Consider the following 24767-nt stretch of genomic DNA (forward strand, 5'->3'; position numbering starts at 1 on the left):
GGTTTAGGCCTGCAGCGCCAGGATGGCAGTGGGCGCGTCCGCCGCGGTCCCGGCCAGTTCCTCGAATTCGTTCACGGCGTTGATTTCCACGCCCATGGAGATGTTGGTGACCTTTTCCAGGATCACTTCCACCACCACGGGAACCCGGAATTCGCCCATCAGTGCCTTGGCCTTGTCAAAGGCGGCTGCGAGGTCGCTCGGGTCCTCCACGCGGACGGCCTTGCAGCCCATACCTTCGGCCACCTTCAGGTGGTCCACGCCGTAGCCGCGCGTGGTTTCGGAGAGGTCCGCGCTGTTGATGTTCTCGAACGCCAGGGACACGTTCTGCTCCATGCTGAAGCCGCGCTGGGACTGCCGGATCAGGCCCAGATACGAGTTGTTCACCACCACGTGGATATAAGGGAGGTTGAACTGCGCGCCTACGGCCAGTTCCTCGATCATGAACTGGAAATCGTAGTCGCCGGAGAGGGCAACCACTGTCTCGTCCGGCTTGCCGCGAACGACGCCGAGGGCGGCAGGGGCGGTCCAGCCCAGGGGACCTGCCTGGCCGGCGTTGATCCACTTGCGCGGGCCGAACACGTGCAGCATCTGGGCGCCGGCGATCTGGGACAGCCCGATGGTGGACACGTAGATGGTGTCGCGGCCGAAAGCCTTGTTCATTTCCTCGTACACGCGCTGGGGCTTGATGGGGATGTTCTCGAAGTGGGTCTTGCGGTGCAGGCTTGCCTTCCGTTCGGCGCATTCGGCAACCCACGCACTGTAGTCCGCCAGGGACCCGGCTGCCTTGCGCTCGCGGGCGAGCTCAACCAGCCCGGCCAGCGCCGCACCGGCGTCGGACGCGATGCCCAGATCCGGGGAGAACACGCGGCCGATCTGGGTCGGCTCGATGTCGATGTGGACGAACTTCCGGCCGGCCGTGTAGGTGTCCAGGCCGCCGGTGTGGCGGTTGGCCCAGCGGTTGCCGATGCCGATCACAAAGTCGCTGCGCAGGTAGTTCTCGTTGCCGTAGCGGTGGCTGGTCTGCAGGCCCACCATGCCCGCCATAAGCTGGTGGTCGTCCGGGATGGTGCCCCAGCCCATCAGCGTCGGGATGACCGGAACGTTGAGAATCTCGGCCAGCTCCACCAGCTGCGCGGACGCACCGGCGTTGATAATTCCCCCGCCAGCCACGATCAGCGGGCGCTCGCCGGCGGTCAGCATGTCCAGGGCCTTTTCCAGCTGCTTGCGGGAAGCCTTCGGCTTCTCGATGGGCAGCGGCTCATAGGTCTCGATGTCGAATTCGATCTCCGCCAGCTGCACGTCGATGGGCAGGTCCAGCAGCACGGGACCGGGGCGGCCGGAACGCATCAGCTGGAAGGCCTTCTGGAACGCGCCGGGCACCTGGCCGGGCTCCAGGACGGTCATGGCCATCTTGGTGACGGGCTTGGCGATGGATTCGATGTCCACGGCCTGGAAGTCTTCCTTGTGCAGCTTGGCCACGGGGGCCTGCCCGGTGATGCAGAGCATGGGAATCGAGTCGGCCCACGCGGCGTAAAGGCCGGTGATCATGTCCGTACCGGCGGGGCCTGACGTGCCGATGCAGATACCGATGTTGCCGTCCTTGGCCCGGGAATACCCGTCGGCCATGTGGCTGGCGCCTTCAACGTGGCGGGCGAGCGTGTGCCGGATGCCGCCGTGTGCGCGCATGGCGGAGTAGAAAGGGTTGATGGCGGCGCCTGGCAGGCCGAACGCCTCGATGGCGCCTTCCTTTTCCAGGATGGCCACCGCTGCATCAACGGTACGCATCTTGCTCATGGTGTGCTCCTTGAAAGTCTTGGTTATTGCGCTGGGCCCACGCCCGCAGGGTTCCCTGACCGAGCTTGCGAGGTTAGGGAGCGGGTGGGGAGGGTGTGCTGATGTAGCCCCGCGAACCGTCGTGGGGCACTTTGGGGGAGCCGTCGTCGTAAATTACGACGGCGGCCGGCGTGTCCGTGTCGAAGTGCCCCGGTTTGGCGGGGCTGGCTTAGCTGCTGCCGGGGTTTACTGGCGGCCGCTGAGCTGGAGGACCTGCTTGAAGAGTCCTGAGTGGTCGAGTGCGCCGTCGCCCTGGTTGACGGTGGCGGCGACGAGCTGCGCGACGACGGCGCCGAGGGGGACCGCGACGTTGGCTTCGCGGGCCGCGGAGGTGACGATGCCGAGGTCCTTGTGGTGAAGTGCCAGGCGGAAGCCGGGGTCGAAGTTGCGGTCGAGCATCTTCTGGCCCTTCTGCTCCAGGACCTTGGAGCCGGCCAGGCCGCCGCCAAGGACCTTGAGTGCGGCGTCGGTGTCCACACCGTAGGCCTCAAGGAAGGCAATGGCTTCTGCGAGGACCTCGATGTTGACCGCGACAATGAGCTGGTTGGCTGCCTTGACGGTCTGGCCGGAGCCGGAGGGGCCGACGTGGACGATGGTTTTGCCGACGGCGTTCAGGATCTCCTGTGCTGCGTCGAAGTCTTCTTTTTCCCCGCCCACCATGATGGAGAGGGCGGCGTCGATGGCGCCTTGTTCGCCGCCGGAGACCGGGGCGTCCAGGGGCCGGATACCGGCTTCGCGGGCTTCGTCGGCGAGGTGTTTGGCGACGTCGGGTCGGATGCTGGAAGCGTCGATCCACAGGGCACCCTTCTTCGCGTTGGCGAAGACACCCTCCTTGCCGCTGACCACGCCTTCGACGTCGGGGGAGTCGGGCACCATGGTGATGACGACGTCGGCCTCCCTGACGGCGTCGGCGACGCTCGTGGCGCCCTTGCCGCCTTCGGAGGCGAGCTTGTCGATCTTGTCCTGGCTGCGGTTGAAGCCTGTGACCGTGTGGCCGGCCTTGACCAGGTTGATGGCCATAGGAAGGCCCATGATTCCGAGTCCGATGACTGCAACGTTGCTCATGATGGTTCTCTTTCCTGAAGTCTGTGTGATGCGGGTGGTGGGCCCACGCCCGCCGGGTTCCCTGGCCGAGCTTGCGAGGCTAGGGTGCGGGTGGGGACTAGCTGGCGTTGGCGCGCTGGCGGATGGCCCAGCTGAAGGCCGATTCCGGCGGTTCCTTGTATTCGAGGCCGATGTGGCCCGTGTAGCCGAGTGTGCGGCTGCGGGCGATCCATTCGCCGAGGGGAAGCTCACCGGTTCCGGGAGCCCCGCGGCCTGGGTTGTCGGCGATCTGGATGTGGCCGAAGTCTTTGGCGTGGTTCTCGATGACGGCCTCGACGTCGTCGCCGTTCACCGCCAGGTGGTAGAAGTCCGCGAGGAGTTTGATGTTGGTTGCGCCGGACTCCGCCGTGACGCGGGCGATTACTTTCAGCGCGTCTTGTGCTGTCAGGAGCGGGTACCGGGGGGCGCCGCTGACAGGTTCCAGGAGGACGGTGCCGCCTATGCGTGCGACGCCGGCTGCCGCAGTCGCGAGGTTTTCGGCGCCAATCTCATCCTGCTTCCCGGGCGATTCGCCGTCGATCCGGTTTCCGTAGAGGGCGTTGAAGGCCTTGCAGCCGAGGCGCTCACCGATGCCGGCAACGACGTCGATGTTGTCCTGGAACTCCGTGGAGCGTTCCGGCCAGGAAGCCAGGCCGCGGTCCCCGCCTGGCATATTGCCGGCGTTGAAGTTCAAGCCTGTGAGCTGAACGCCGGCGTCGTTGATGGCGTTCTCGAACGCTGTGACCTGGGCATCGCCGGGAACGGAAGTATCGAAGGGCCACCAGAATTCGACGGCGTCGAAACCGGCGGCCTTTGCTGCCGCCGGACGCTCGAGCAGGGGCAGCTCCGTGAGCAGGATGGAGCAGTTCACTGTGTACGTCATCGTAGGTCCTTCCGGAAGCCCCGGGTTTTTCAAACCCTAAGTTTATTTGCGGTTCCAGTTTCCACTTTAGAAATTCCGCGTTGTGGAATTTAGATTCTGCTTTATGAAAAGTGTAGGTAATGAGGGTGCGAGCAGTCAAGGGTACGAACAGCGAAGGCCGGACGCCTCTGATCCGGCGCCCGACCTTCGGGGTGCTGCATGAGTTGTGCCGGCCGGACATTGCCTGCCGGCACATTCCTCCGGACTTCGCTGCTACCTGAACATTGACTGTTCCAGCGGGGTTACCGTAAGGGACTTGAGGCTCGCGGTGCCGCCGTCGGCGAACAGCGCCACCTGGCCGGCCCCCTCCGCCGGGAACACCTGATCCGTGATGGTTCGTTGGCCGCCTTGGGTGAAGACCTCAACCGAGGAGCGGTCCACATAGATGCGCAGTGTCACAGTGCCGTCCGCATTCAAGGTGACGGGGGCCGAATCCACGGAAGTGAACAGGGGATTGAATCCGGTGTTTCCGGAGTTGCTCCTGTCCACGTATACCTCTCGTGTAGAGGCGTCGTAACCGATCACGGTGGAGTGTGTGGCATCGCCGAGGACGGTGATGCCTGACTTTGCCGCTGTTCCGGGCGCGAATGTCACGTCGATCCGCTGGACGTTGCCCGAGGCAGATGCGGGCAGGGGATGGGTGCCGGGGGCTATGCTCTGGGCCTTCTTGGTGCTGTAGCTCGCCTTGGTGCCCAATTTGTCGACCTGCTTCACGGCCTGTTGCGTGAGCCGGGGGCCTGCCGGGGTTTGCGTCAGTGACACTTCACGGGGGAGGGACATGGCACTGCGCCACGGTGAGGTGGGGATGGTGTTGGCGTAGTCCCAGTTGTTCATCCAGCCCAGCATGACGCGCTTGTCCTGTGGCATGTTGCCGAAGGAGACAGACGCGTAGTAGTCCCGGCCGTAGTCCAGCCAGTCGTAGGAGTTGATCCGCGGCTTTGCCGGTTCGGACGAGGCGATGAATTCGTCTGCCAGGATGTGTCCCCAGCCGAATCGGTTGTTGTCAACGATCCTGATCTGCGCCTGGCGTCCCTTGAATTCGGACACGTTCCAGTTTGCCCAGTCCAGTACCTCGCTGTTTGCTCCCGTTGTGGAGCGGACCACTTGGCCGTCCACCACAAGGTTCACGGTGGTCTCATCTGAACGGGGCACGGCCGCCTGGTCCGTCAGCATGACATGGTCGAGAGTGAGGTGCCCCCAGCCGCCGGTGGCCTGGTCGACGATCCTCAGCTGCGCCTGCCTGCCGGCAAACTCTGAAACGTCCCAGCCCTTCCAGTTGAGCTGGCCGGCGTCGTCCCCTGCCAGGGTCCGCACGACGTTTCCGTCCACCAGCAACTGGGCCTCCAGGACCTGTCCTGTGTCGGGGCTGCGGTGCCCGCCGCCCACCAGCATGCTGATGAAGTTTCTTGAGATCGTGAATTCCGGGGACGTCAAGGTTCCTTGCCGGTCGTCGCTTGGGGCTCCGCCGGTTTCATAGGTGTTGATCCGCTTGGTGCCGATGTAATAGTCCCCGCCGGCGCTGGCCGGCTGGTACGACGGCAGGAGGTCGCCGGTGCCGGTCCAGCCGTAGTCGGCGAGGGTGCTGCCGTCCGGGACCTCGAAGCCGTTGAACAGCAGGTCGCCGGGAGGGGGAGTGTTGTCCAGTTTGTCGGACACCCTCGGGTGCTGGCCGCCGCCCACCAGGAAATTGATGTAGTCGCTGTCGACCGTGAAGCCGGGGGAGGACATCGAGCCCAGCGGCCAGTCGCCATCGTTGAAGGAATTGACCAACCCGGCGCCGGTGAAGCCGCTGACTGTGTTCTGGCCAGGAAGGGATCCGGCCGCCGGAGCATCTCCGAGCGGGCCGTTCTTCCAGTTCCCGGGCTCGTTGTTCACTGTCCAGCCGTTGTAGGTGCCGTCGTTGAACCCGGCTATCGGGGTCCCGGCAGGAACGGCTCCCTCAGGCTTGGTGCTTTCGGAGGTGAAGGTAGTGCCGTCGAATCGGCCCACGAAGTACTGTCCCGCCGAACCGCCGGCCACGCCGCCCGGATTGACGTTGACCACCATGACCCATTTGACGTTGTTCGGGTCACCGTCCACGGCCAGCGGGAAGAGATCCGGGCATTCCCAGAGTCCGCCGGTGGCGTTGGCCGGGCCGAACTCGCTCAAGGGCGTCCAGTCCTTGAGGTTGGCGGATTTGTAGAGAAGCACCTTGTGGTCAGTGGCTTCGACGGCGGCCATCACCCAGTAGCCGCCGCCTGCCGGTGAGCTGTACCAGAAAACCTTGGGGTCGCGGAAGTTGGCGGAATTGCGGTTCAGCACCGGGTTGCCGCTGTACTTGGTCCAGGTCTTGCCATCATCGATGCTGTAGGCCAGCGACTGGGCCTGCAATCCGCGGTGCGGCGAAGCGTCCTTGTATGCGCTGGTGTAGATGGCTATCAAGGGCGGATTTTCGGCTGTCCCTAAGCCTGAGGAGTTGTCCTTGTCCACCACGACGCTGCCCGAGAAGACGTCCTCCTGGTCGTCCGTGGAGATGGCCAGCGGCTGCTCCTGCCAGTGCACCAGGTCTGTAGACGTGGCGTGCCCCCATGACATGTTCCCCCACGTGTTTCCAGAGGGATTGTGCTGGTAGTACAGGTGGTAGATCCCCTTGTAGTAGACCATTCCGTTGGGGTCGTTCATCCAGTTTTTCGCCGGGGAGAAATGGATTGCCGGACGGTATTGTTCCTGCCCGAGCACACCTTGGCTCGTGGAGGATCCCGGAATTCCGACGTCGGACTGCGCCGCCGTAGCGGGCCCCGCAGCGGCGAGCAGGCCGGCAAGTGTTAAGCCGACCAGTGTGATGGCCGAGCAGGATTGGATTCCGGCTTTTCGTTTCCTATGCATGCTTCAAGTCGCCCTTCATCGCGCGTGTCTTCCCTTGGTAGACAACGTTGTCAGTGGAGGGAACGTTAGGGTAAGTCCACGAGACAAGTCAATGATCAAAAAAGTCGTTGACACGCTTTAGTAACGCGGGTAACCTCGATCACGCAGCTTGGTAACGCGCTTTACCCACAAGGCCGAACGCGTATCCCAACACAGAACACACCGCCAGTCACAGCGCCGGCGTCAACGGAGACCACGGAGAATTCAATGGCGAAAATCAGCCCCACCACGAGCCCGTCAGCACTGCGGGCTCGGGGCGTCACCATGAACGATGTCGCGAACTACGCCGGCGTCAGCCGCACCACGGTTTCTTTCGTCCTGAACAATCGGGTCACGGCCAACATCTCGGAGGAAACCCGCGGGCGCATCATCGAGGCCGTGCAGGCACTGGGTTACCGTCCAAATGCCGGCGCACGCGCTCTGGCCTCCCAGCGCAGCGACTGGTACGGGCTGGTGACGGAAATCGTGACGGCGCCGTTCGCCGTCAACATCATCAAGGGGGCGCAGGACCAAGCCTGGCTCGACCGCCGGTTCCTGCTCATCGCGCCTTCCGACCAGGCCGATGCCGTAGGACCCAACCAGGGCCTGGAAGACGCAGCCACCGAAAAGCTGCTGGAACAACGCGTGGAAGGACTCCTGTACGCGGCAACGTACCACCGCGCCGTGCATGTTCCGGAAAGCGCCCACGAGGTGCCCACTGTCCTGATCAATTGTTTCGACGCGGACGGAAAGCTGCCCTCGATCGTCCCGGACGAGCGCGCGGGCGGCAGGATTGCCGTCGAGCGTTTGCTCCAGGCAGGCCACAGCAGGATCGGAGTCATCAACCTGGACCCGCACATTCCCGCGGCCGTCGGGCGTTTGGCGGGTGCACGCGAAGCACTCGCCGGTGCCGGGCTGGAACTGGATCCGGAGCTCGTCGTTTCGGGACATGCGACGGCGGATGGAGGCTACGAGGCGGCCTGCGAAATCCTGGACCACTATCCGAAAGATCAAAGGCCGACCGCTCTCTTCTGCCTGAACGACCGCATGGCGATGGGCGCTTACGACGCCATCAAGGAACGGGGACTCACCATCCCCGGTGACATCGCCGTGATCGGCTTCGACAACCAGGAACTGATTGCGGCCTACCTCAGGCCAAAGCTGACCACGGTTGCGTTGCCATTCGAAAAAATGGGCGCTCTGGGAGTCCAGACGCTCGCCGCTCTGACAGCAGGACAGCCGATCACTGCCGACCAGCAATTGGTCGACTGTCCGCTGCTAGAACGCTCTTCGGTCTGACCGCGAAATCAATTTCGAAGAGCTAACCCTCACCCACCCCTTCACCTTGCTGATGAAGATAGGAAAGAGACAACCATCATGACACAACCCCGATACCTGAGGTCTGCCCGCATCACCGCGGCCGGGCTGGTGGTAGGCGCACTGCTGCTGACCGGCTGTGCAGCCACCGTCAACAAGTCAGGCACAAGCTCCTCGACTTCGGACAACACGAACGCCATGCTCACCATCCCACGGGAAGACATGAGCACCTTCGACCGCAACTTCAATCCCTTTGCGCCCGCGGTGAATCCCATGGTCAACCAGGCGATCTACGAACCCCTGTTGGTCTTCAACCCGGCCAAGGGAGACACGACGCCGTGGCTCGCCACCGAATGGAAGACTGCTGCTGACGGCAAATCCATCACCTTCACCCTGCGCGACGGTGTGAAGTGGTCCGATGGCAAGCCACTCGTGGCCGACGACGTCGCCTACACGTTCGAGCTGCAGAAGAAGCTCAAGGGCGGCTACGAGTACCTCGTCGGCGCCACCGCCGAGGGAACCAACAAGGTGACCTTCACCTTCAACAAGCCTTGGTCTCCGGCGCTCTACGAAGTGGGCCAGCTACCCATTCTGCCCAAGCACATCTGGTCTGCGATCGCCGACCCGGCGAAGGACGCCAACGCCACGCCCGTGGGAACAGGACCTTACACGGAGGTCGATTCCTTCCAGGCTCAGTCCTACGCACTCAAGAAAAACCCCAACTACTGGCAGCCGGAAAAACAGAAGATTGCTGGCATCAAGATGCTTGCAATGTCCGGCAACGACGCAGCCAATCTGGCCAGCGTCAACGGGGACGTCGACTGGTCCACCCAGTTCATCCCAAACATCGAGAAGACCTTCATCTCCAAAGACAAGGAGCACCGCCACTACTGGTTCCCGCCCACGGGTGCCATGATCAATTGGCAGCTCAACACCACCAAGGCTCCGTTTAACGACTCAAAGGTGCGCAAGGCGCTCAGCATGGCCGTGAACCGCGACCAAGTGACCAAGATCGGGATGAGCGGCTACGCCCAGCCCGCCGACTGCACCGGCCTTTCCGGCAACTACGAGAAATGGAAGAACCCGGCCGTCAAGGACAACTGCAGCTGGACCAAGCTCAACGTGGACGAAGCCAACAAAGTCTTGGACGAAGCCGGCTACCCCAAGGGGGCCGACGGCAAGCGCACCTTGAAGGATGGAATGCCTTTCGAGTTCAAGATCTCCGTGGGCGCCAGCTCCTCCGACTGGCTGTCCGTAGCCAACGTGATCTCACAGAACCTCCAAGCAGTGGGAGTCACGGCCAAGGTGGACTCTCCGGACTGGGCCTCCGTGGTGGCCGGATACGAACAGGGCACGTTTGACTCCGGCATTGTCTGGAGCGCCAACGATCCCAGCCCGTTCAAGTACTTCAACAATGCCATGGGCAGCGCCACGGTGAAGCCGGTCGGCACCAAGACGTTCGACAACTACCACCGCTTTGGTGACCCCAAAGCCGATGCGCTCCTGCAGGATTTCGTTGCCGCCGGCGATGAAGCCAAGCAGAAGGACGTCGCCTACAAGCTCCAGGAAGAATACAACGACGCCGCCCCGCTGGTGCCGCTGTTCTCAGGACCTGAATGGGGCGACTATACGGACGTCCACTTCACGGGGTGGCCGTCGCAGGACAACCCTTATGCCACACTTTCCGATCGTTCTCCTACCACGGTGCTGATTCTCACCACTTTGGAACCGCGCAAGTAACAGCTGGGCCCCGCAGGGCCCCGCAGCCCGGCATGTCCGGCGCCGGATCACCGCGCCGGGCATGCCGCCCCCTCCCCATTACCGCAATACCTGAATGGAGGAAACCGTGCGCTTTATCCTGCGCCGACTGGGTTTCTACCTGATCGCCTTCTGGGCGTCCATCACCTTGAACTTCCTGCTCCCGCGCTTCATGCCCGGTGACCCCGTCTCGCGCATGTTTGCCCGTACCCAGGGCAAGATGCAGCCTGAACAGATCGACGCACTGCGTAAGCTGCTCGGTGTGGACGACCGTCCCCTCTGGGAGCAGTACATCGATTATCTGCACAACATTGTCACGGGCAACATGGGCATTTCGATTTCCCGCTTCCCCGCCCCGGTCACCGAGGTCATCGCCGCCCAGATCGGCTGGACTCTCCTGCTCGGCGGCACCGCACTGGTGATTGCCGCCGTCGTAGGTAACTTGCTCGGCATCCTGGCCGCCTGGCGGCGAGGCGGCGCGATCGACTCCGCACTGCCGCCCGTGTTGATCTTCATCGGCTCCTTCCCATACTTCTGGCTAGCTATGGGCGCGCTGTACCTGTTCGGAGTGATCCTAGGCTGGTCGCCGCTGCGCCACGCGTTCACGGACGGATTAGAGCCGGCGTTTACCTGGGAGTTCATCGGCGACGTCGGTGCTCACCTTGTACTGCCGGCCTTGACGATTGTGCTGGTGTCGATCGGCGGGTGGATGCTTGGCATGCGCAACACGATGATCGCAACCAACTCCGAGGACTACATCACCATGGCCGAGGCCAAGGGACTACGTCCGGGACGCATCATGTTCCGCTACGCCGCACGCAACGCCATGCTCCCCTCCGTGACCAGTTTCGGCATGAGCCTGGGCTTCGTGGTGGGCGGTGCCATGCTGACCGAGGTGGTGTTCGCGTATCCCGGCGTCGGCTACCAGCTCCTCAACGCCGTCCAAGGCCTCGACTACCCGCTTATGCAGGGCCTGTTCCTGACCATCACCGGCGCCGTGCTCCTGGCCAACTTCCTGGTGGACATCCTCTACGTCCGCCTCGACCCGCGCGTGCGCAGCAACTGAGGGACCCATCATGACAACAGCAATTCTGAAGCAGCCCGCTAAGCCCACAGTTGCCCCCAAGCCCAACCGCAGTTTCGTCCACGGACTTATCACCAACAAGAAGGCCCTGGTGGGCATGATCGTGATGCTCGTGTTCATCGCGCTTGCGTTGCTGGCCCCTGTGCTATTCCCCGGAGACCCGTCGCGGATCACGGCGATGGCCTCGCTGGAACCGTCTCCCGAGCACTGGCTCGGCACCACGGCCAAAGGTCAGGACGTGCTTGCCCTGACTGTCCACGCGTCCCGCAGTTCCCTGTTTGTCGGGTTGACCGTGGGCTTCGCATCCACTTTCATCGGCATTTTGGTGGGCCTGGCCTCGGCCTACTTTGGCAAGTTCATTGACGAAGCACTGTCCCTGGTGACCAACGTCTTCCTGCTCCTGCCCGGACTGCCCCTCCTTGTCATCCTGGCCGCGTTCCTGCCGCCGGGTTTGGGAACCGTGATCCTGGTCCTCGTGGTCACTGGCTGGGCTGGGTCGGCACGTGTATTGCGCTCCCAGGCGCTGTCCATCCGCTCAAAGGACTTTGTGGCCGCGGCCGTGGTGTCCGGCGAACGGGCGGGCCGGATCATGTTCCGCGAGATCCTGCCGAACATGGCCTCGATCGTCATGAGTACCCTGCTGGCCTGCGTAATCTACGGCATCGGCGCCCAGGCAGGCCTGGAGTTCCTTGGCCTGGGTGACGTGAGCACCGTTTCCTGGGGCAACAACCTCTTCTGGGCCGGCAACGAGGGCGCCCTACTGACTGGCAGCTGGTGGGTCTTTGTTCCCTCGGGTGTCTGCATCGCGCTGGTCGCGTTCGCACTGGCGCTCATCAACTACGCCGTGGACGAAGTCACTAATCCGCGGCTGCGGAAGATCAAAACCCCAAAAATTACCGAAAGGAGCGCCGCCAAGTGACAGTCTCCCAAGTTTCCTTCGGCTCCCACGAGCCCGTCCTGGAGGTCAAGAACCTCACCGTCAAGTACATCGGCGACACCCGCTCCACTACCGCCGTCGACCGTCTTTCCTTCAGCATCGGGACCGGTGAGGTGTTCGGGCTGGCGGGCGAGTCCGGCTGTGGGAAGTCCACCATCGCCAACTCGATCATGCGGCTCCTCAAGCATCCCGCGAAGATCGCCGGCGGCAGCATCTCCTTCGGCGGCAAGGACGTCCTGGCCATGAGCCCGGAGGAGCTGCGGCGTTTCCGCTGGCAGGACGTGGCCATGGTGTTCCAGTCGGCCATGAACTCGCTGAACCCGGTGCTGACCATCGGCGAGCAGATCGTGGATATTTTCACCACGCATGCGGGCTACTCGCGTAAGGAATCGGTGCGGCGTGCCGGCGAGTTGCTTGAATTGGTGAGGATCGACCCCGCACGCCTCAAGTCCTACCCGCACCAGCTCTCGGGAGGCATGCGGCAGCGTGCCGTGATCGCCATGGCCGTAGCGCTCAAGCCGTCCCTCTTGATCCTCGACGAACCCACCACCGCGCTGGACGTCGTGGTGCAGCAGGAAATCATGGCCCAAATCAAGGAACTCCAACGCGAACTGGGCTTTTCCGTCCTCTTCATCACCCACGACATGTCCCTCATGGTGGAACTCTCGCACCGCATGGCCGTGATGTACGCAGGCCGGATCGTGGAGACCGCGAAAGCCCAGGACGTCTACGCCAACCCCCGCCACCCATACACGCAGGCCCTCATGGGCGCGTTCCCGCCGCTCACCGGTCCGCGGGTTCCGTTGACGGGACTGCCCGACGGCGTGAAGTTCCGGAACATCCCGGACCTCACCGAAGCAGCACCCGGCCACTTTGTGGCACCTGTCAGTGCGGACGCTTCAGCGGCTGACACCGCGATCATGGAAGGAGCCGCACGATGAGCCACTCTCTGCAGTCTTCATCACGTCCGGACGTTTCCACGCAAACCCCCGCCCTTGAGGTCCGCGGACTGGGAAAGTCTTTCCCGATAGGTGGTTTGTTCTCCCGGGAGTCCGTCCGAGCCCTGCACGGCGTGGACCTGACCATTGGCCGGGGCGAAATCGTGGCCCTCGTGGGAGAGTCCGGGTCGGGTAAGAGCACCCTGGCCCGCTGCGTTGCCCGGCTGGAAAAGCCGAGCTCCGGTGAGATCCTGATCGACGGCGTCGATGTCCTCAAGCGCGACCGCTTCCAGGCATCGCGGGCCTTCCGCTCCCAACTGCAGATGGTCTTCCAGGATCCATTCGGCTCGCTGAATCCTGCCCACAGAGTGGAGCACTTCCTGCGGAGGTCGCTGGCGATCCACCGGAAGGGCGGCAGCTCCGAGACAGAGACGCGGCAGCGACTCGAGGAGCTCATGACAACAGTGGGCCTGCAGGCCGACATGCTGAACTCCTACCCGCACGAGCTCTCTGGCGGGCAGCGCCAGCGAGTTGCGATTGCCCGGGCCCTTGCCGTGGAACCACGGGTCATCCTCGCCGACGAACCCACCTCCATGCTGGATGTTTCGGTCCGGATCGGCGTGCTGAACCTGATGCGAAAGCTCCGCGATGAGCAGGGAATCTCCATGCTCTACATCACGCACGACCTCGCCTCAGCCCGATACCTGGCGGACCGGACGGCGGTCATGTTCGCAGGAGAGCTCGTTGAACAGGGCGAGTCCTTGGATCTCCTGACCAACCCGGGCCACCCGTACACGCAGCTGCTGGTCTCGGCCGTCCCGGATCCGTCCCGGGCGGGCTCCTACGATCCCGTCCGCCGTGCCGAGCTGCGGCAGGCTGTGATGGCTTCGACCACCTGCGGTTTCGACGGTGACCCAAACCAGAGCTGCTCGGCCGAGGAACCCGTTCACCACCGCGTGGGTGACCCCGAAAACCGTCACTGGGTGCGCTGCCACCTCTACCGCCCGCAGGCTGGAGCTGGCGGCCATGCCCTGGCAGCCGAACCGATGGACAAGAAAGCGTCCGCATGACTGAACTGACGCACCCGCTGGCCACGGTGAATCGCGACGAACTGATTGCCCGCGCCGAAGCGGACCCCCTTCGGCCGCGCTTCCATTTCGTGTCCCCGGCCGGTTGGTTGAACGACCCCAACGGCGTGAGCCAATGGAACGGCACCTACCACCTCTTCTACCAGTACAACCCAGAAGGCGCCTTCCACCACCGCATCCAGTGGGGCCACGCAACCAGCACTGACCTTGTCACCTGGAGCGACCAGCCCGTGGCGCTGTCTCCGGACGGGCCGGACAGCGCCGACGCAGACGGGTGCTGGTCAGGCGTTTTGGTCGACGACGGCGGCACGCCCACCATCGTCTACTCCGGTCGGAAAGGCGAGCGTGAGCTGCCGTGCGTCGCCGTCGGGAGCCCGGACCTGCTCACCTGGACGAAATCGACGGCGAACCCCGTGATCGCCGCCCCGCCCGCCGACGTCGACGTCACCGCCTACCGCGACCACTGCGTCTGGCGGGAGGGTGACCGGTGGCGGCAGCTGGTGGGCTCCGGCATCCGTGGGCGCGGTGGCACCGCGTTCCTGTACGAGTCGGAGGATCTCCGCTCCTGGGGCTACGTCGGGCCGCTGTTCATCGGCGACGCGTCACAGGGGGATCCTGACGATCCGGACTGGACAGGCACCATGTGGGAGTGCGTGGACCTGTTCCGTTCAGATGGCGGGGTACCAGGCAAGGCGACCGCCGGATGGGGTTCCGGCGAACCGGGGGACGAGGACTCCCATGTTCTCGTCTTTTCGGCCTGGGACGACGGCGTGACGCACCATCCCCTCTACTGGACCGGTCGTTACGCCAATGACGCGTTCGAACCGCGTGCCCTCCATCGGCTCGACTATGGCGGACGCTACTTCTACGCGCCGCAGTCGTTCCGTGATGACTCGGGCCGCCGGATCATGTTCGGCTGGCTGCAGGAAGGGCGCGACGAAGCTGCTTCGGTGGAAGCCGGGTGGTCGGGGGTGATGAGCCTCCCGCGGATTGTCTCGCGTGACTCCGAAGGTGCCCTGTCCTTCGCGCCAGTGCCTGAGGTTGCTGATCTTCGCCGGGACCACATCAGTGTGGCTCCTGCCGTCATCGGGGCTGGAACGTCGGTACATGGCGTCATCAGCGAGGTTTCGGGCCTCCAGCTGGACCTTGAGCTGGAGCTGGACCTGGACCCCGGAGCGGTGGTCCGCTTAGGGATGCTGGAATCCCGGAACGCCGACGGGACGGCCGTCGAGCAGACCGTCATCGAGCTTTCCCGAGACGACGACGAGGACGGCGGCGACGTCGGAAGAGGCGGCGTGTCCCGGGCCCAAGGCGCCCTTCGCCTTGACCGTACCCTCAGCAGCCTGGACGCCAACGTCGACACTGATCCGCGGGGTGGTCCCATTCCGATGCCTGGCGGGCGGGTTTCCTTGCGGGTCATTGTGGACCGCTCCGCCGTCGAGATCTTTGCGAACGGCAAGCCTTTGACAGCACGGGCATACCCGCAGCTTGGGGGCGGGGGAGTCAGCCTCAACGCAGTCGCGGGCTCGGCTCGAGTACGGCGCTTCGACGCCTGGACCATGGGGGAGATTTTCGGAACCGGGCGCGCACTTTTCCCCTGAGCCCGTCCCGAAAGGGCAACCAGAACCGACTGCTGAAACTGAAGAAAACTGATGTTTTCTCAATGTCTTCCTACCGATGATCCATGGTGGGACGATGCCAGTATGAGCGAAAAAATGGATGAGAATCCGCACGGGCAAAGCCAACAGGATGGCTATGTCGGCTCACCCACAACGCAGCAAATGCGGACAGTGGGCCAACGTCGCAGGGACGCGGAAGAGAAGCTCGAACACCATCTGGAGGAGGCCCGCCACAAGGAACCCCACACGGGCCATGCCGAACCCAAGGCGGACGGCGGGCCGGTGGACAGCGCGGACGTTGCCGCCATTCAGAAGGATGAGAGCCTTACCGCCGCTGACCGGGTGGACATGATTGCCAACCATGCCGTCCCCGAAACCGACGAGGCCGGGGAAACGCCTGAATCCGAAGACGGGAATTGAATGGCCGCCTGACCGCCGTCGGCCCATTGACTTCGGCAACGGTAGGGATACGGTTATAGATACACCATCTTCCGGATGCGTGCGCGCCGGGCCTCCACGGCGGCATAACTTTATGGTCTCTCCTTTTACTACGCCGCACATCGGTAACTTGCCCTGCAGCCTGGTCCCACCGCCAGGCGCCCCGCTCCCTGATTCCTAGGCAGTGTCCTTATGACCGCAAATTTCATCAGAGCTTTGGCAGTTAAGTCCGTTGATATTCCAGACAAGAAGCGGTGCCCGGACAAGGCGGAATTCGATCTGGTCACCGTTGACGACTATTCGGTAGCAAGACTGATTCTCGAACCCGGCTGGCGCTGGTCCCAGTCCGCAAAGCCCACGGAAATGACCGAGTACTGCGAGCACAACCACCTCGGATTCTGCATCTCCGGCTCACTGGAGATCGAAACGTCCGACGGCGTACGGTCCACCATCCGCGCCAACGACACCTACGCCCTTCCTCCCGGCCACGACGAGTGGGTGGTCGGGACGGAACCTTTCGTTGCCATCGAATTCCTGGGCACGGCGTCCTTCGGCCGGCCCCGGAGCCGGGGAATGCACGCGCTGATCTGACCCGGCTTGGCGCGCCTCACAACGTAAGGAGCATTCATGGGTGAGGTATGGATACGCACTATCAACCAGGGACTGGTTCGTGCCGACAGGGTCACGGAAATCGCCTCTACGCGCGGATCCGTGCACGAGGACCAGGGATATTTGCTGAAAGTCATCGTGGAGGGTAAGCCCCACGTCCTGATTGACGACAGCTACCTTCCCGGCTCCCTCGTCGAGCGGCTCGAACATGCCCGGCACATGGAGGATGCACTGTTGCTCGCCTTGGATGCGGCAGCAGAGATGGATCAGTCCGTGGTGGTCTGCTACGAGCAGGATGGCGAACGCTGGGAGCTCGCCGCAGTATCGGAGCTGGCCGGCACTTTGACCGCTCAAGGACACAGCCTTCGGGCATAGAGGCAAGTGGCGGGGGTCGCTTTCGCGCGCCTATCCGTGGATCTGCACTCCCATCCAATGCCCTGCTTTTCCATTTTGCGGTTAAACATTTCCGCACTACGGATTTATCCTGCCCGAAACACGGGGGCCCTACCGTTGCCATTGACCACATCGGCCTCGTGCCGTTCCGACGTTGATAGGCAGCCCCATGATCCTTCCCTCCTCCTCTGCGCCCGGCCCCGCTTCCGCGGCGTCGGTGACAAGCCCTGCGCCTGCCCCGATCAAGAAGCCGATCCATAAGTCCCTGTTCGTCCAGATCCTCATCGCAGTCCTCCTCGGCATCGGGATCGGGCACTTCTGGCCGAACGTTGGATCCAGCCTGCGGCCTTTGGGTGACGGGTTCATCCAGCTCATCAAGATGATCATCGCGCCCCTCATCTTCCTGGTGATCGTGACGGGGATATCAGCCGTGGGTGACGTCAAGGCCGTGGGCCGGGTGGGCGTGAAGGCGCTGTTGTACTTCACGGGCGCAACCCTGTTCGCCCTGGCATTCGGGCTGGTAGTCGGCAATATCGTCCAGCCCGGGGCAGGATTGAACATCGACCCCTCGACGCTTTCCCAGGACGCGCTCAATGCAAAGACAGGCACCGCACCGCCCCAGGACGCGGGCCAGTTCCTGCTGGGCATCATCCCCACCAGTGTGATTGGCGCATTCGCCTCCAACACCCTCCTGCAGGTGCTGTGCTTCTCGGTGTTCTTCGGCGCAGCGATTGTCGTCGTCGGCAGGGAACGGTGCATGCCGGTGGTCACCTTGCTCGAGACAGTGCTCGAACTCTTCTACAAGATCATGGCCTGGGTCATGCGGGTCGCACCCATCGGCGCATTCGGCGCCATGGCCTTCATCATCGGCCAGTGTGGCCTGGCCTCCCTCAGCACCTACGCCCTGCTGATCGCTGCCTGCTACGGGGCCGCCATCATCTTCATCGCTTTGCTGTTCGTGGTTGCCTGGGCCTACCCGAGGGTTCCGCTGTGGCAGTTCATCAAATACTCCCGGGAGGAATTTCTCCTGGCTTTGGGCACAGCGTCCACCGAATCAGTACTGCCGCGCATCATGACCAAGCTGACCAACGCCGGTTGTTCCCGGGCCACCACAGGACTCGTGGTCCCTACGGGCTACTCCTTCAACCTTGACGGCGCGGCGCTTTACCTGTCGATCTCGCTGCTGTTCCTGGCCCAGGCATTCGGCCATCACCTGGACCTGGGCCAGCAACTCGCGGCCCTGGGCATCCTCATGCTCACCTCCAAGGGCATGGCCGGCGTCCCGGGTTCCGCTTTCCTCGCGCTGTCCGCCACGGCCGGTGCCCTGGGCATCTTTCCGGTCGCCGGTGTCGCGCTGCTGCTTGGCGCCGACCGGCTCATGGACTCCATGCGCGTATCCGTGAACCTGCTGGGCAACTGCGTGGCCACCTTCGTGGTGGCCAAATGGGAAGGCCAGTTCGACCGCGAAGCCATGCTCCGCGCATTCCGGGGAGAACTCCCGCAGGAAGAATTGGCAGCGGAAGACGGAGAGGCGGAAGGGCCGGCGTCGGAAATTACGACGGCGGGAGCCGCGACGGCGGGCAGTTCACCGGAGGTTGAGACAGCCGCAGCCGGGGTTCGTTAAGCTGGAGCTCCAGGGCGGCGGGCCGGCCTTCCGCCCGCCGACCCTCAGCCAACAAGGAGCCCTCATGATCACCCGCACCGACGTCGACCAGGCCGCCACTAGGATCAGCGGCCTGACCAGGCTGACGCCCGTCCTGGAAGCGGATGCGGGCACCTCCCCGGGGCCGCTGTGGTTCAAGTGCGAGTTCATGCAGCACACCGGAACCTTCAAAGCCCGGGGTGCGCTCAACAGGATCCTCGCCTGCAAGGAGCGCGGCGAGCTGCACGCCGGTGCGGGCGTTGTGGTGGCATCGGGCGGGAATGCAGGGCTCGCCAACGCCTACGCGGCCGCCCGGCTGGGGGTCCCGGCAACTGTTTTCGTGCCGGAATCGGCACCCGCCGTCAAAGTCCGGAAGCTCAAAGCCATAGGCGCCGGAGTGGTCCAGGGCGGTGCCGAATACGCGGTGGCCTACGAGGCCGCCATTGCCTATGCGGCACAAACCGGCGCCGTATACTGCCACGCTTACGACCAGCCGGAAATCGCCGCAGGTGCCGGCACTGTGGGCTCCGAACTGCTGGACCAGCTGGATGGGGTGGACACCGTGCTGGTGGCAGTGGGAGGCGGCGGCCTGATGGCCGGAGTGGCTGCTGCCGTCGAAGGACACGCCAAGGTGGTGGCAGTTGAGCCGCAGGCCGCCCCCACGCTGAACTCGGCGCTCGCCGCCGGACGGCCTGTGGACGTGGCCGTTTCCGGAATCGCGGCGGACTCCCTGGGTGCCCGCCGCGTCGGCGAGATCGGCTTTGCCGTGGCGGTCAGGACCGGCGTCGAAAGTGTCCTGGTGTCCGACGACGACATCGTCAGCGCGCGTGCGCGGCTCTGGAACGAGTACCGCATGGCCGTGGAACATGGTGCCGCCGCGGCTTTCGCGGCCCTTCACTCGGGCGCATATGTGCCCGAACCAGGGGAACGCGTTGTGGTGATCCTCTGCGGCGCCAACACAGACCCCGCCACGCTGTAAAGGAGGCGTGGGACGTGAAGGATTAGGATCGCTTCATGGGCACTTTCCAGCCAGGATCACATACGGAATCACTTGCGTTGGCCGATTGTTGGAAATATCTTCAGTCCTCCTACATCGGACGACTAGCCGTGATCAACGGCACCAGCCCCGAAATCTTTCCCGTGAACTTCTTGTCCGCTGGGGAAATGTTGATTTTCCGCACGGCACCGGGAACGAAGCTGCGGTTACTCCTCACGGGGGCTTCAGTTGCTCTGGAAACAGACGGCCTCAACCCCTATGGCACCGAGGTCTGGAGTGTTGTGGTCAAAGGAATACCGTCACCGTTTGAGGGCGACCCGACAAGCCTGGAAGGCGCAGGCCCGGAACGTGAACCATGGGAGCCGGGCCTCAAAGAGCACCTGGTGCAGATCAGGCCGACAGAGGTCAGCGGACGCAGGTTCGCCGTTCACCCGCGATCCCGTTGGTGGCCGCCACTCGATTTTTCGGCTGACTGGACATAAGGCGAGACAAAGACCGGGTTGAGCAGCAGCTACTCGAACGATGCGCGGCGCTGATCATAGCTCCGGGTGTTCCACACGTCCGGAGCGTTGACCTTGAACCGACGTCCTGTCAGGGCTTCCGGTGACAGCCGCACGTAGTGGGATTTTGTTCCCGGTTCCCATGGCTCCAGGCCGAGGGCGTCCGCAGCAGACTGTTCATCCGGGTCCTCGATCAACGCAGTGGCACCCCTTGCGACGACGCTCCATGCTTCCTCGGTCGTGGGCTCGTATCCGTCGATTTCGAAGGCTGCTGGCTCCTGCTTCGTGGATTCCCACAGCTTTGTCCCTGCGGCTGTGCGGAACACGATGGTCCGGCGTTCCAGCACGAAATTCACCGGAAAGATCTCGGGGTGGCCGTTGACGATGAGTGCCAGTCTTCCGACGACGGAAGAAGCCAACAGCTCCCAGCATTGGTCGAAAGTGAGCTTGCGGTCTTTCGGTGAACCGTTCATGAAGACAAATGTACAGTCGGGAGCTCTTTCCGCCTCGCCCTAGAGCCGGTGTTGGCCTGTGTTGTGTGTTTCTGCTGACGAGTCCGCCGTGGGGGTGGAAGCGGATTTCATGACCCGCCGAGCAGGGAATCCTGTCAGCGAAGCCACCGTGACAGCCATCAGTGTGCCCGCCAACAAGTAGGTTCCCAACAGCGCAGGAAATGCGGTTGTCTCGTCAATGAACGGGGACGGCGCTAACGTCCAGAGTATGCCCGCCGCCCATGCGCAAGCGTTAGTAGGAATCCACCAAAAGGCCCGCCGGATCACCCGACGCAGGACAAGCCATTGCAGGGCCGGAATCGAAACCAGAAGTAGCACCGCACCCACGAGAATCCACGGCAGAGCTGACGGAGAACCTGGATTGAAGCCGCTGATCGTACTGGGTAGCATACCGATGGACCATGCGACTGCTGCGCCCGCTGCGGTAGCCGCGACCCACGAGGAACGCCTTACCACGGAGGACCCAAAGCCGATCGACTGCCCGACCCCAAGGAGGGCACCTTCGCATGCGCCAGCGGCGATCATCAGAGGGTAGACGACAAAGCCCGGTGCCGCGGCCAGTGCCAAGACTCCCCCAACGGCAGCCGGGATCATGAATCCGATCGTTTCCCCGGCCGTAACTGCAAACACCCAGCGCCGCATGAAGGTGCCTGTCATACGGGAGAGGTCCTCCGGCGCCTGGTTAATTGGTCCTGGCTCCGCGGTATCCATGGGCTGAGCCTACAGATACGGCGGGGCCAACAGTAGGGGGATTCGCGGCAGTTTTGCACTACCTACACCCTGCCGGGGCGGCCGGCGAGCGACTGAAGTTCGCGGAGAATCGCAAGCTGTTGTTCATTGATCTTCGTGAGCTGTTCGATCTCAGCCTTCGCTTTCATGTCGGTGTCGTAGTCGTGCTGGGCCATGGCCGACGCGATCGCATCCTGGCGCTTGGCTGCAATCAGCAGGATTGCGCCCTGAAGGCCGGCGAGCATCGACAGAAACAGGTTCAGCAGGATGTAGGGGTAGGGATCCCACGCCCGGCTGGCCATCGCGAAGCTGTTGACGGCAGCCCACACTGCCATGAAAAGGATGAATCCCCCGACAAAGGGCCAGCTGCCCATGCTGTTGCGCAGGAGGTCCGCTGCCCGCTCCCCTCGGGTCAGGGACGACTTGTGCCGGGTATGCCACGTGACTTTCTGCTCGCTCATGACTCAGGGTAAACCCGCCGGCCAACCAAATTCCCAGCGACACCGAACCGGGATAACACTGGGCGCTCTCAAGTCGTTGGCCCTGGTCACGTGCCGGGAACCAGCTGAGGAAGCCCAGTTGGTTCTACTCTCCGAGTTGCAGTGCGCTCAGCGTCACCGGCCCCTCAAGGACAATCCGCACCGCCTCGAAATCAGCGCCGCCGCCGGCCAGTTCCAAGCGCAGTTCACCACTGAACCCGGGCTGTATTGCTGCGTCGGCATATTCCCGCCAGGTTCCGCCCCGGCCCGGGAGCTGCACCGCAACCCTGCCCGCGGCCGTGGCTGAGAGCCGGAACGCCACGCGCTCAGGCCTGCCGCCCTCCCAGCCCCGGTAGACCGCCGTCGCCCTTTCCTGCGGTGAGGAGGGAGCGACGGCGGTGCCCGCCAGCGGCGTCTCCGGCACCAGTGCGAGGTTGGAGCACTCATCAAACAGTTCCGCACGGATCCAGGCGCTCCGGGCACGCGCGCCGCTGCCTTCGCCGGCGACCGTCAACTCAACGCCCAGGGGTAGGTCGTTTGCGGACGTGCCCACCATCAGCTCGTAGGTGCCGGGTTCCACCAGCATCCTGCCGTCGGTGACGCTGTACGTGGCCAGCCGGTCCACGGGCACGGGCATCCGTACTGTGCTGCGTTCGCCCGGTTCGAGCCGAACCCGCCGGTGCGCCACAAGCAAGCGCCGGGGAAAGTCCAAGCGGTGGCCGGGGGAGGCCGCATAGACCTGCACCAGTTCGTGGGCAGTGCGGTTTCCTGTGTTGCGCAGGACCACATCCAGACCGTCGCCGGCCCGTACAGCGGTTTCGTAGCTGACGGTCGAATAGCCGAGGCCATGGCCCAGGGCGTAGAGGGGTTCCGCGGTGCTGTAGAGGTAGGTGCCCTGCGAGGAGATGATGTCGTAGTCCAGGATGTCGGGCAGGTCCGCGTCGCGCTGCCACCACGTCTGGGCGAGCCGGCCGGTGGGTTCATGGTCGCCGCTGAGGATGTCCGCCAGGGCATTGCCCAGTTCCTGCCCGGCGTGCGACGTCCAGACAATCGCGGGGGTGTCCGCCAGGGGACCCAGGGCATAGGGGTAGGAGGAGGCGATCACCAGCACGGTCCGGGGGTTCGCTTCGCGGACCACGCGGATGAGTTCCTGCTCGGTCTCGGGGAGCGCCAGGGTGGACCTGTCGAGGGTTTCCCGGCCTCCCAGGTGCGGATCATTTCCCACCACGACGACGGCGACATCGGCCGCGGCGGCCGCCTCCCGGGCGGCCTGCTGGCCGGAACGGACGGTCCGCACGGCAAAACGGTCGGCCTTCTCCGGAGTTCCCTCGGACAGCGCCGCACTCCCGGTATGCTCTTCGATCCGAACCCACTTTCCGGTACCGATGTGCTGGAGGGACACCGTCCCGTCCGCCCAGGTGTGCAGGCGGAACGTCTCCTGCACCACCCAGCCGCCCACCCGGTCAGCTGATGCAGCCAGGTAGTAGCCCCCGGCGGAGACGAACTTATTGGTGAGGGGGAACTGCAGCGTGCATTCGCCGGCGCCCCAGTCCTTGAGCAGGAATCTTTCTGCCGGCCCGGGGATCGCGGCGCAGGCGGTGATCGTGGTTTCGGGCTCCCCGGCGCTAAGGTACATGCCGGTGCGGACACATCGGAGTGACACAGTATCCACGCCTGACTCCGACACCACGTCTCCGTAGCGCTCCGACAGGCCTTCGAAAATGCTGACCTCATCCTGCAGGGTGCCGCTGTACCAATCACTCAGGACCGTGGAACCCAGTGATCCGATGACTGCCACCTTTCCCGGCGATGAACCCAGTGGAAGCAGTGGACCGTCCGTACCGGCTGCCGGGGAGTTGCGGAGCAGCACCACTGACTTCCGCGCCGCTTCCCGGGCCAGCGCCACATGCGCGGGATCGCCCACCACTTCAGGCCCAATGGCTCCGTACGGACCGCCGTCGGGCTCGAACTCCCCCGCCCGCTCGCGAAGGTTGAGCAGCCGCAGGACTGCACGGTCGATGTCAGCCTCATTGATCAGCCCGCGGTCAAGGGCCTCGTGCAGATGCTTGAGCGATGGCGCCGGGTTTTCGCTGTCCTCGGTGAAGTTGTCCACACCTGCGCGGAGGGCAGCCGCGTAGGCCGACGGGCCGTCGTCGAAATACTTCTCCGCGGTGTAGAGCGAGGAGGGTGCGCCGGCGTCCGTGACGATGGCGATGCCCTCCCCGTTCCGCCACCGCCGAAGCTCTCCGGCGACGATGTCCGAGACGTGGGCGGGCCTGCCGTTGACCAGGTTGTAGGACAGCATCACGGCGCCCGCCACGCCGTCCTCGATGGGGCCGCGGTAGGCCGGAAGCTCATATTCATGAAGCACACGGGCCCGCAGCTGGCTGCTGGAAACGTTCCGGTCCTTTTCGTTGTTGTAGGCCAGGAAGTGCTTCAGTGTGGGCACGGTCATCCAGAAGCGTTCATCGTCGCCTTTGAGGCCCGCGCAGTATGCCCCGGCCAGGGCTGCGGTGAGGTGCGGATCCTCGGAGAACCCTTCCTCATTGCGTCCCCAGAGCGGGTGGCGCAGCGGGTTCACCACGGGAGCCCAGACGTTGGTCCCCGCCTTCTTGCCGCGGACTTCACGGCCGACGGCGGTGCCCACCCGGCGGATCAGGTCCTCGTCCCAGCTGGCGGCCATTCCCACTGGCTGCGGAAATACCGTTGCGGGGCCCAGCCAGGCCACGCCGTGCGCGGCCTCGGCGCCGGTGTGGAATGGGGCCAGGCCGAGGGCTTCGATGGCGGGGGCGTGCTGATGGAGCATGGCGATCTTCTGCTCCATTGTCAGGGACTCCAGCATGGCCTCGGGAGTGGCAGGGGCGGTGGCGGTAGCTGCAACTTGCATGATTGGTCCGTCCTTGGAGCCGAAGTGTTTAAACGCTTGCGTGCCGAATGACTGGCAAACATTGTGGCATTTTGAGGTGTGACCTGCAACATAAGAAGGCCTTGCGGTCTGATTTGCCA

The 24767-nt window shown here is 63.9% G+C and carries 20 protein-coding genes; 13 read left to right on the forward strand and 7 right to left on the reverse strand.

Annotated elements, in window-relative coordinates; translation table 11 throughout:
* Positions 1 to 3: 3 nt before the first annotated feature.
* The 4 genes from gcl to QFZ40_RS01035 form a co-directional block, all read right to left on the reverse strand.
* A complete protein-coding gene (gene gcl / locus QFZ40_RS01020; protein WP_306902346.1) occupies positions 4 to 1794 on the reverse strand; it encodes a glyoxylate carboligase in 1791 nt (596 codons plus the stop codon).
* 225 nt (positions 1795 to 2019) lie between these two features.
* A complete protein-coding gene (locus QFZ40_RS01025) occupies positions 2020 to 2928 on the reverse strand; it encodes a 2-hydroxy-3-oxopropionate reductase (protein ID WP_306906783.1) in 909 nt (302 codons plus the stop codon).
* Between the two features lie 67 nt (positions 2929 to 2995).
* Positions 2996 to 3799: a hydroxypyruvate isomerase family protein gene (locus QFZ40_RS01030; protein WP_306902349.1), complete on the reverse strand. Its 804-nt coding sequence runs from the start codon at positions 3797 to 3799 to the stop codon at positions 2996 to 2998.
* A 252-nt stretch (positions 3800 to 4051) separates the two neighbouring features.
* Positions 4052 to 6703: a GH32 C-terminal domain-containing protein gene (locus tag QFZ40_RS01035; RefSeq protein ID WP_306902350.1), complete on the reverse strand. Its 2652-nt coding sequence runs from the start codon at positions 6701 to 6703 to the stop codon at positions 4052 to 4054.
* A gap of 246 nt (positions 6704 to 6949) precedes the next feature.
* Here QFZ40_RS01035 and QFZ40_RS01040 point away from each other — a divergent pair, with 246 nt between their 5' ends.
* From QFZ40_RS01040 to QFZ40_RS01100, 13 genes are all read left to right on the forward strand, one after another.
* Positions 6950 to 8020, forward strand: a complete 1071-nt coding sequence (locus tag QFZ40_RS01040; RefSeq protein ID WP_306902351.1) for a LacI family DNA-binding transcriptional regulator — start codon at positions 6950 to 6952, stop codon at positions 8018 to 8020.
* Between the two features lie 78 nt (positions 8021 to 8098).
* On the forward strand, positions 8099 to 9778 hold the full coding sequence (locus tag QFZ40_RS01045; RefSeq protein ID WP_306902352.1) for an ABC transporter substrate-binding protein: 1680 nt from the start codon (positions 8099 to 8101) through the stop codon (positions 9776 to 9778).
* A 106-nt stretch (positions 9779 to 9884) separates the two neighbouring features.
* A complete protein-coding gene (locus tag QFZ40_RS01050) occupies positions 9885 to 10862 on the forward strand; it encodes an ABC transporter permease (RefSeq protein ID WP_306902353.1) in 978 nt (325 codons plus the stop codon).
* 10 nt (positions 10863 to 10872) lie between these two features.
* Positions 10873 to 11799 carry an ABC transporter permease gene (locus QFZ40_RS01055; protein WP_306902354.1) on the forward strand — a complete coding sequence of 309 codons (927 nt, stop codon included), beginning with the start codon at positions 10873 to 10875 and terminating at the stop codon, positions 11797 to 11799.
* The gene (locus QFZ40_RS01060; RefSeq protein WP_306902355.1) at positions 11796 to 12758 is read left to right on the forward strand and encodes an ABC transporter ATP-binding protein; all 963 of its coding nucleotides are present in this window, start codon (positions 11796 to 11798) and stop codon (positions 12756 to 12758) included. The genes QFZ40_RS01055 and QFZ40_RS01060 overlap by 4 nt, the downstream gene beginning before the upstream one ends.
* Positions 12755 to 13825: an ATP-binding cassette domain-containing protein gene (locus tag QFZ40_RS01065; protein WP_306902356.1), complete on the forward strand. Its 1071-nt coding sequence runs from the start codon at positions 12755 to 12757 to the stop codon at positions 13823 to 13825. Before QFZ40_RS01060 ends, QFZ40_RS01065 begins: the two co-directional genes overlap by 4 nt.
* A complete protein-coding gene (locus QFZ40_RS01070) occupies positions 13822 to 15444 on the forward strand; it encodes a glycoside hydrolase family 32 protein (RefSeq protein ID WP_306902357.1) in 1623 nt (540 codons plus the stop codon). The genes QFZ40_RS01065 and QFZ40_RS01070 overlap by 4 nt, the downstream gene beginning before the upstream one ends.
* Before the next feature lie 102 nt (positions 15445 to 15546).
* The gene (locus QFZ40_RS01075) at positions 15547 to 15882 is read left to right on the forward strand and encodes a hypothetical protein (RefSeq protein WP_306902359.1); all 336 of its coding nucleotides are present in this window, start codon (positions 15547 to 15549) and stop codon (positions 15880 to 15882) included.
* A gap of 210 nt (positions 15883 to 16092) precedes the next feature.
* Entirely contained in the window at positions 16093 to 16491 is a 399-nt protein-coding gene (locus QFZ40_RS01080; protein ID WP_306902360.1) for a cupin domain-containing protein, read from the forward strand.
* Between the two features lie 36 nt (positions 16492 to 16527).
* Positions 16528 to 16884: a hypothetical protein gene (locus QFZ40_RS01085; RefSeq protein WP_306902362.1), complete on the forward strand. Its 357-nt coding sequence runs from the start codon at positions 16528 to 16530 to the stop codon at positions 16882 to 16884.
* A 187-nt stretch (positions 16885 to 17071) separates the two neighbouring features.
* Positions 17072 to 18526, forward strand: coding sequence for a cation:dicarboxylate symporter family transporter (locus tag QFZ40_RS01090; protein WP_306902364.1), 1455 nt, complete (start codon positions 17072 to 17074; stop codon positions 18524 to 18526).
* A 64-nt stretch (positions 18527 to 18590) separates the two neighbouring features.
* Positions 18591 to 19523, forward strand: a complete 933-nt coding sequence (locus tag QFZ40_RS01095; protein ID WP_306902365.1) for a threonine/serine dehydratase — start codon at positions 18591 to 18593, stop codon at positions 19521 to 19523.
* A 35-nt stretch (positions 19524 to 19558) separates the two neighbouring features.
* Positions 19559 to 20023 (forward strand): pyridoxamine 5'-phosphate oxidase family protein, encoded by a 465-nt coding sequence (locus QFZ40_RS01100; RefSeq protein WP_306902366.1) that lies wholly within the window; start codon positions 19559 to 19561, stop codon positions 20021 to 20023.
* A gap of 29 nt (positions 20024 to 20052) precedes the next feature.
* Here the strand turns inward: QFZ40_RS01100 and QFZ40_RS01105 are convergent, their stop codons facing one another.
* The 3 genes from QFZ40_RS01105 to QFZ40_RS01115 form a co-directional block, all read right to left on the reverse strand.
* Positions 20053 to 20514: a pyridoxamine 5'-phosphate oxidase family protein gene (locus tag QFZ40_RS01105; protein WP_306902368.1), complete on the reverse strand. Its 462-nt coding sequence runs from the start codon at positions 20512 to 20514 to the stop codon at positions 20053 to 20055.
* A gap of 812 nt (positions 20515 to 21326) precedes the next feature.
* Positions 21327 to 21743, reverse strand: a complete 417-nt coding sequence (locus QFZ40_RS01110) for a DUF1003 domain-containing protein (RefSeq protein WP_306902369.1) — start codon at positions 21741 to 21743, stop codon at positions 21327 to 21329.
* A gap of 124 nt (positions 21744 to 21867) precedes the next feature.
* Positions 21868 to 24648 (reverse strand): glycoside hydrolase family 3 protein, encoded by a 2781-nt coding sequence (locus QFZ40_RS01115; protein WP_306902370.1) that lies wholly within the window; start codon positions 24646 to 24648, stop codon positions 21868 to 21870.
* Positions 24649 to 24767: the final 119 nt, after the last annotated feature.

Origin of the sequence: Arthrobacter pascens, assembly GCF_030816475.1 — a bacterium.
GTDB classification, from domain to species: domain Bacteria; phylum Actinomycetota; class Actinomycetes; order Actinomycetales; family Micrococcaceae; genus Arthrobacter; species Arthrobacter pascens_B.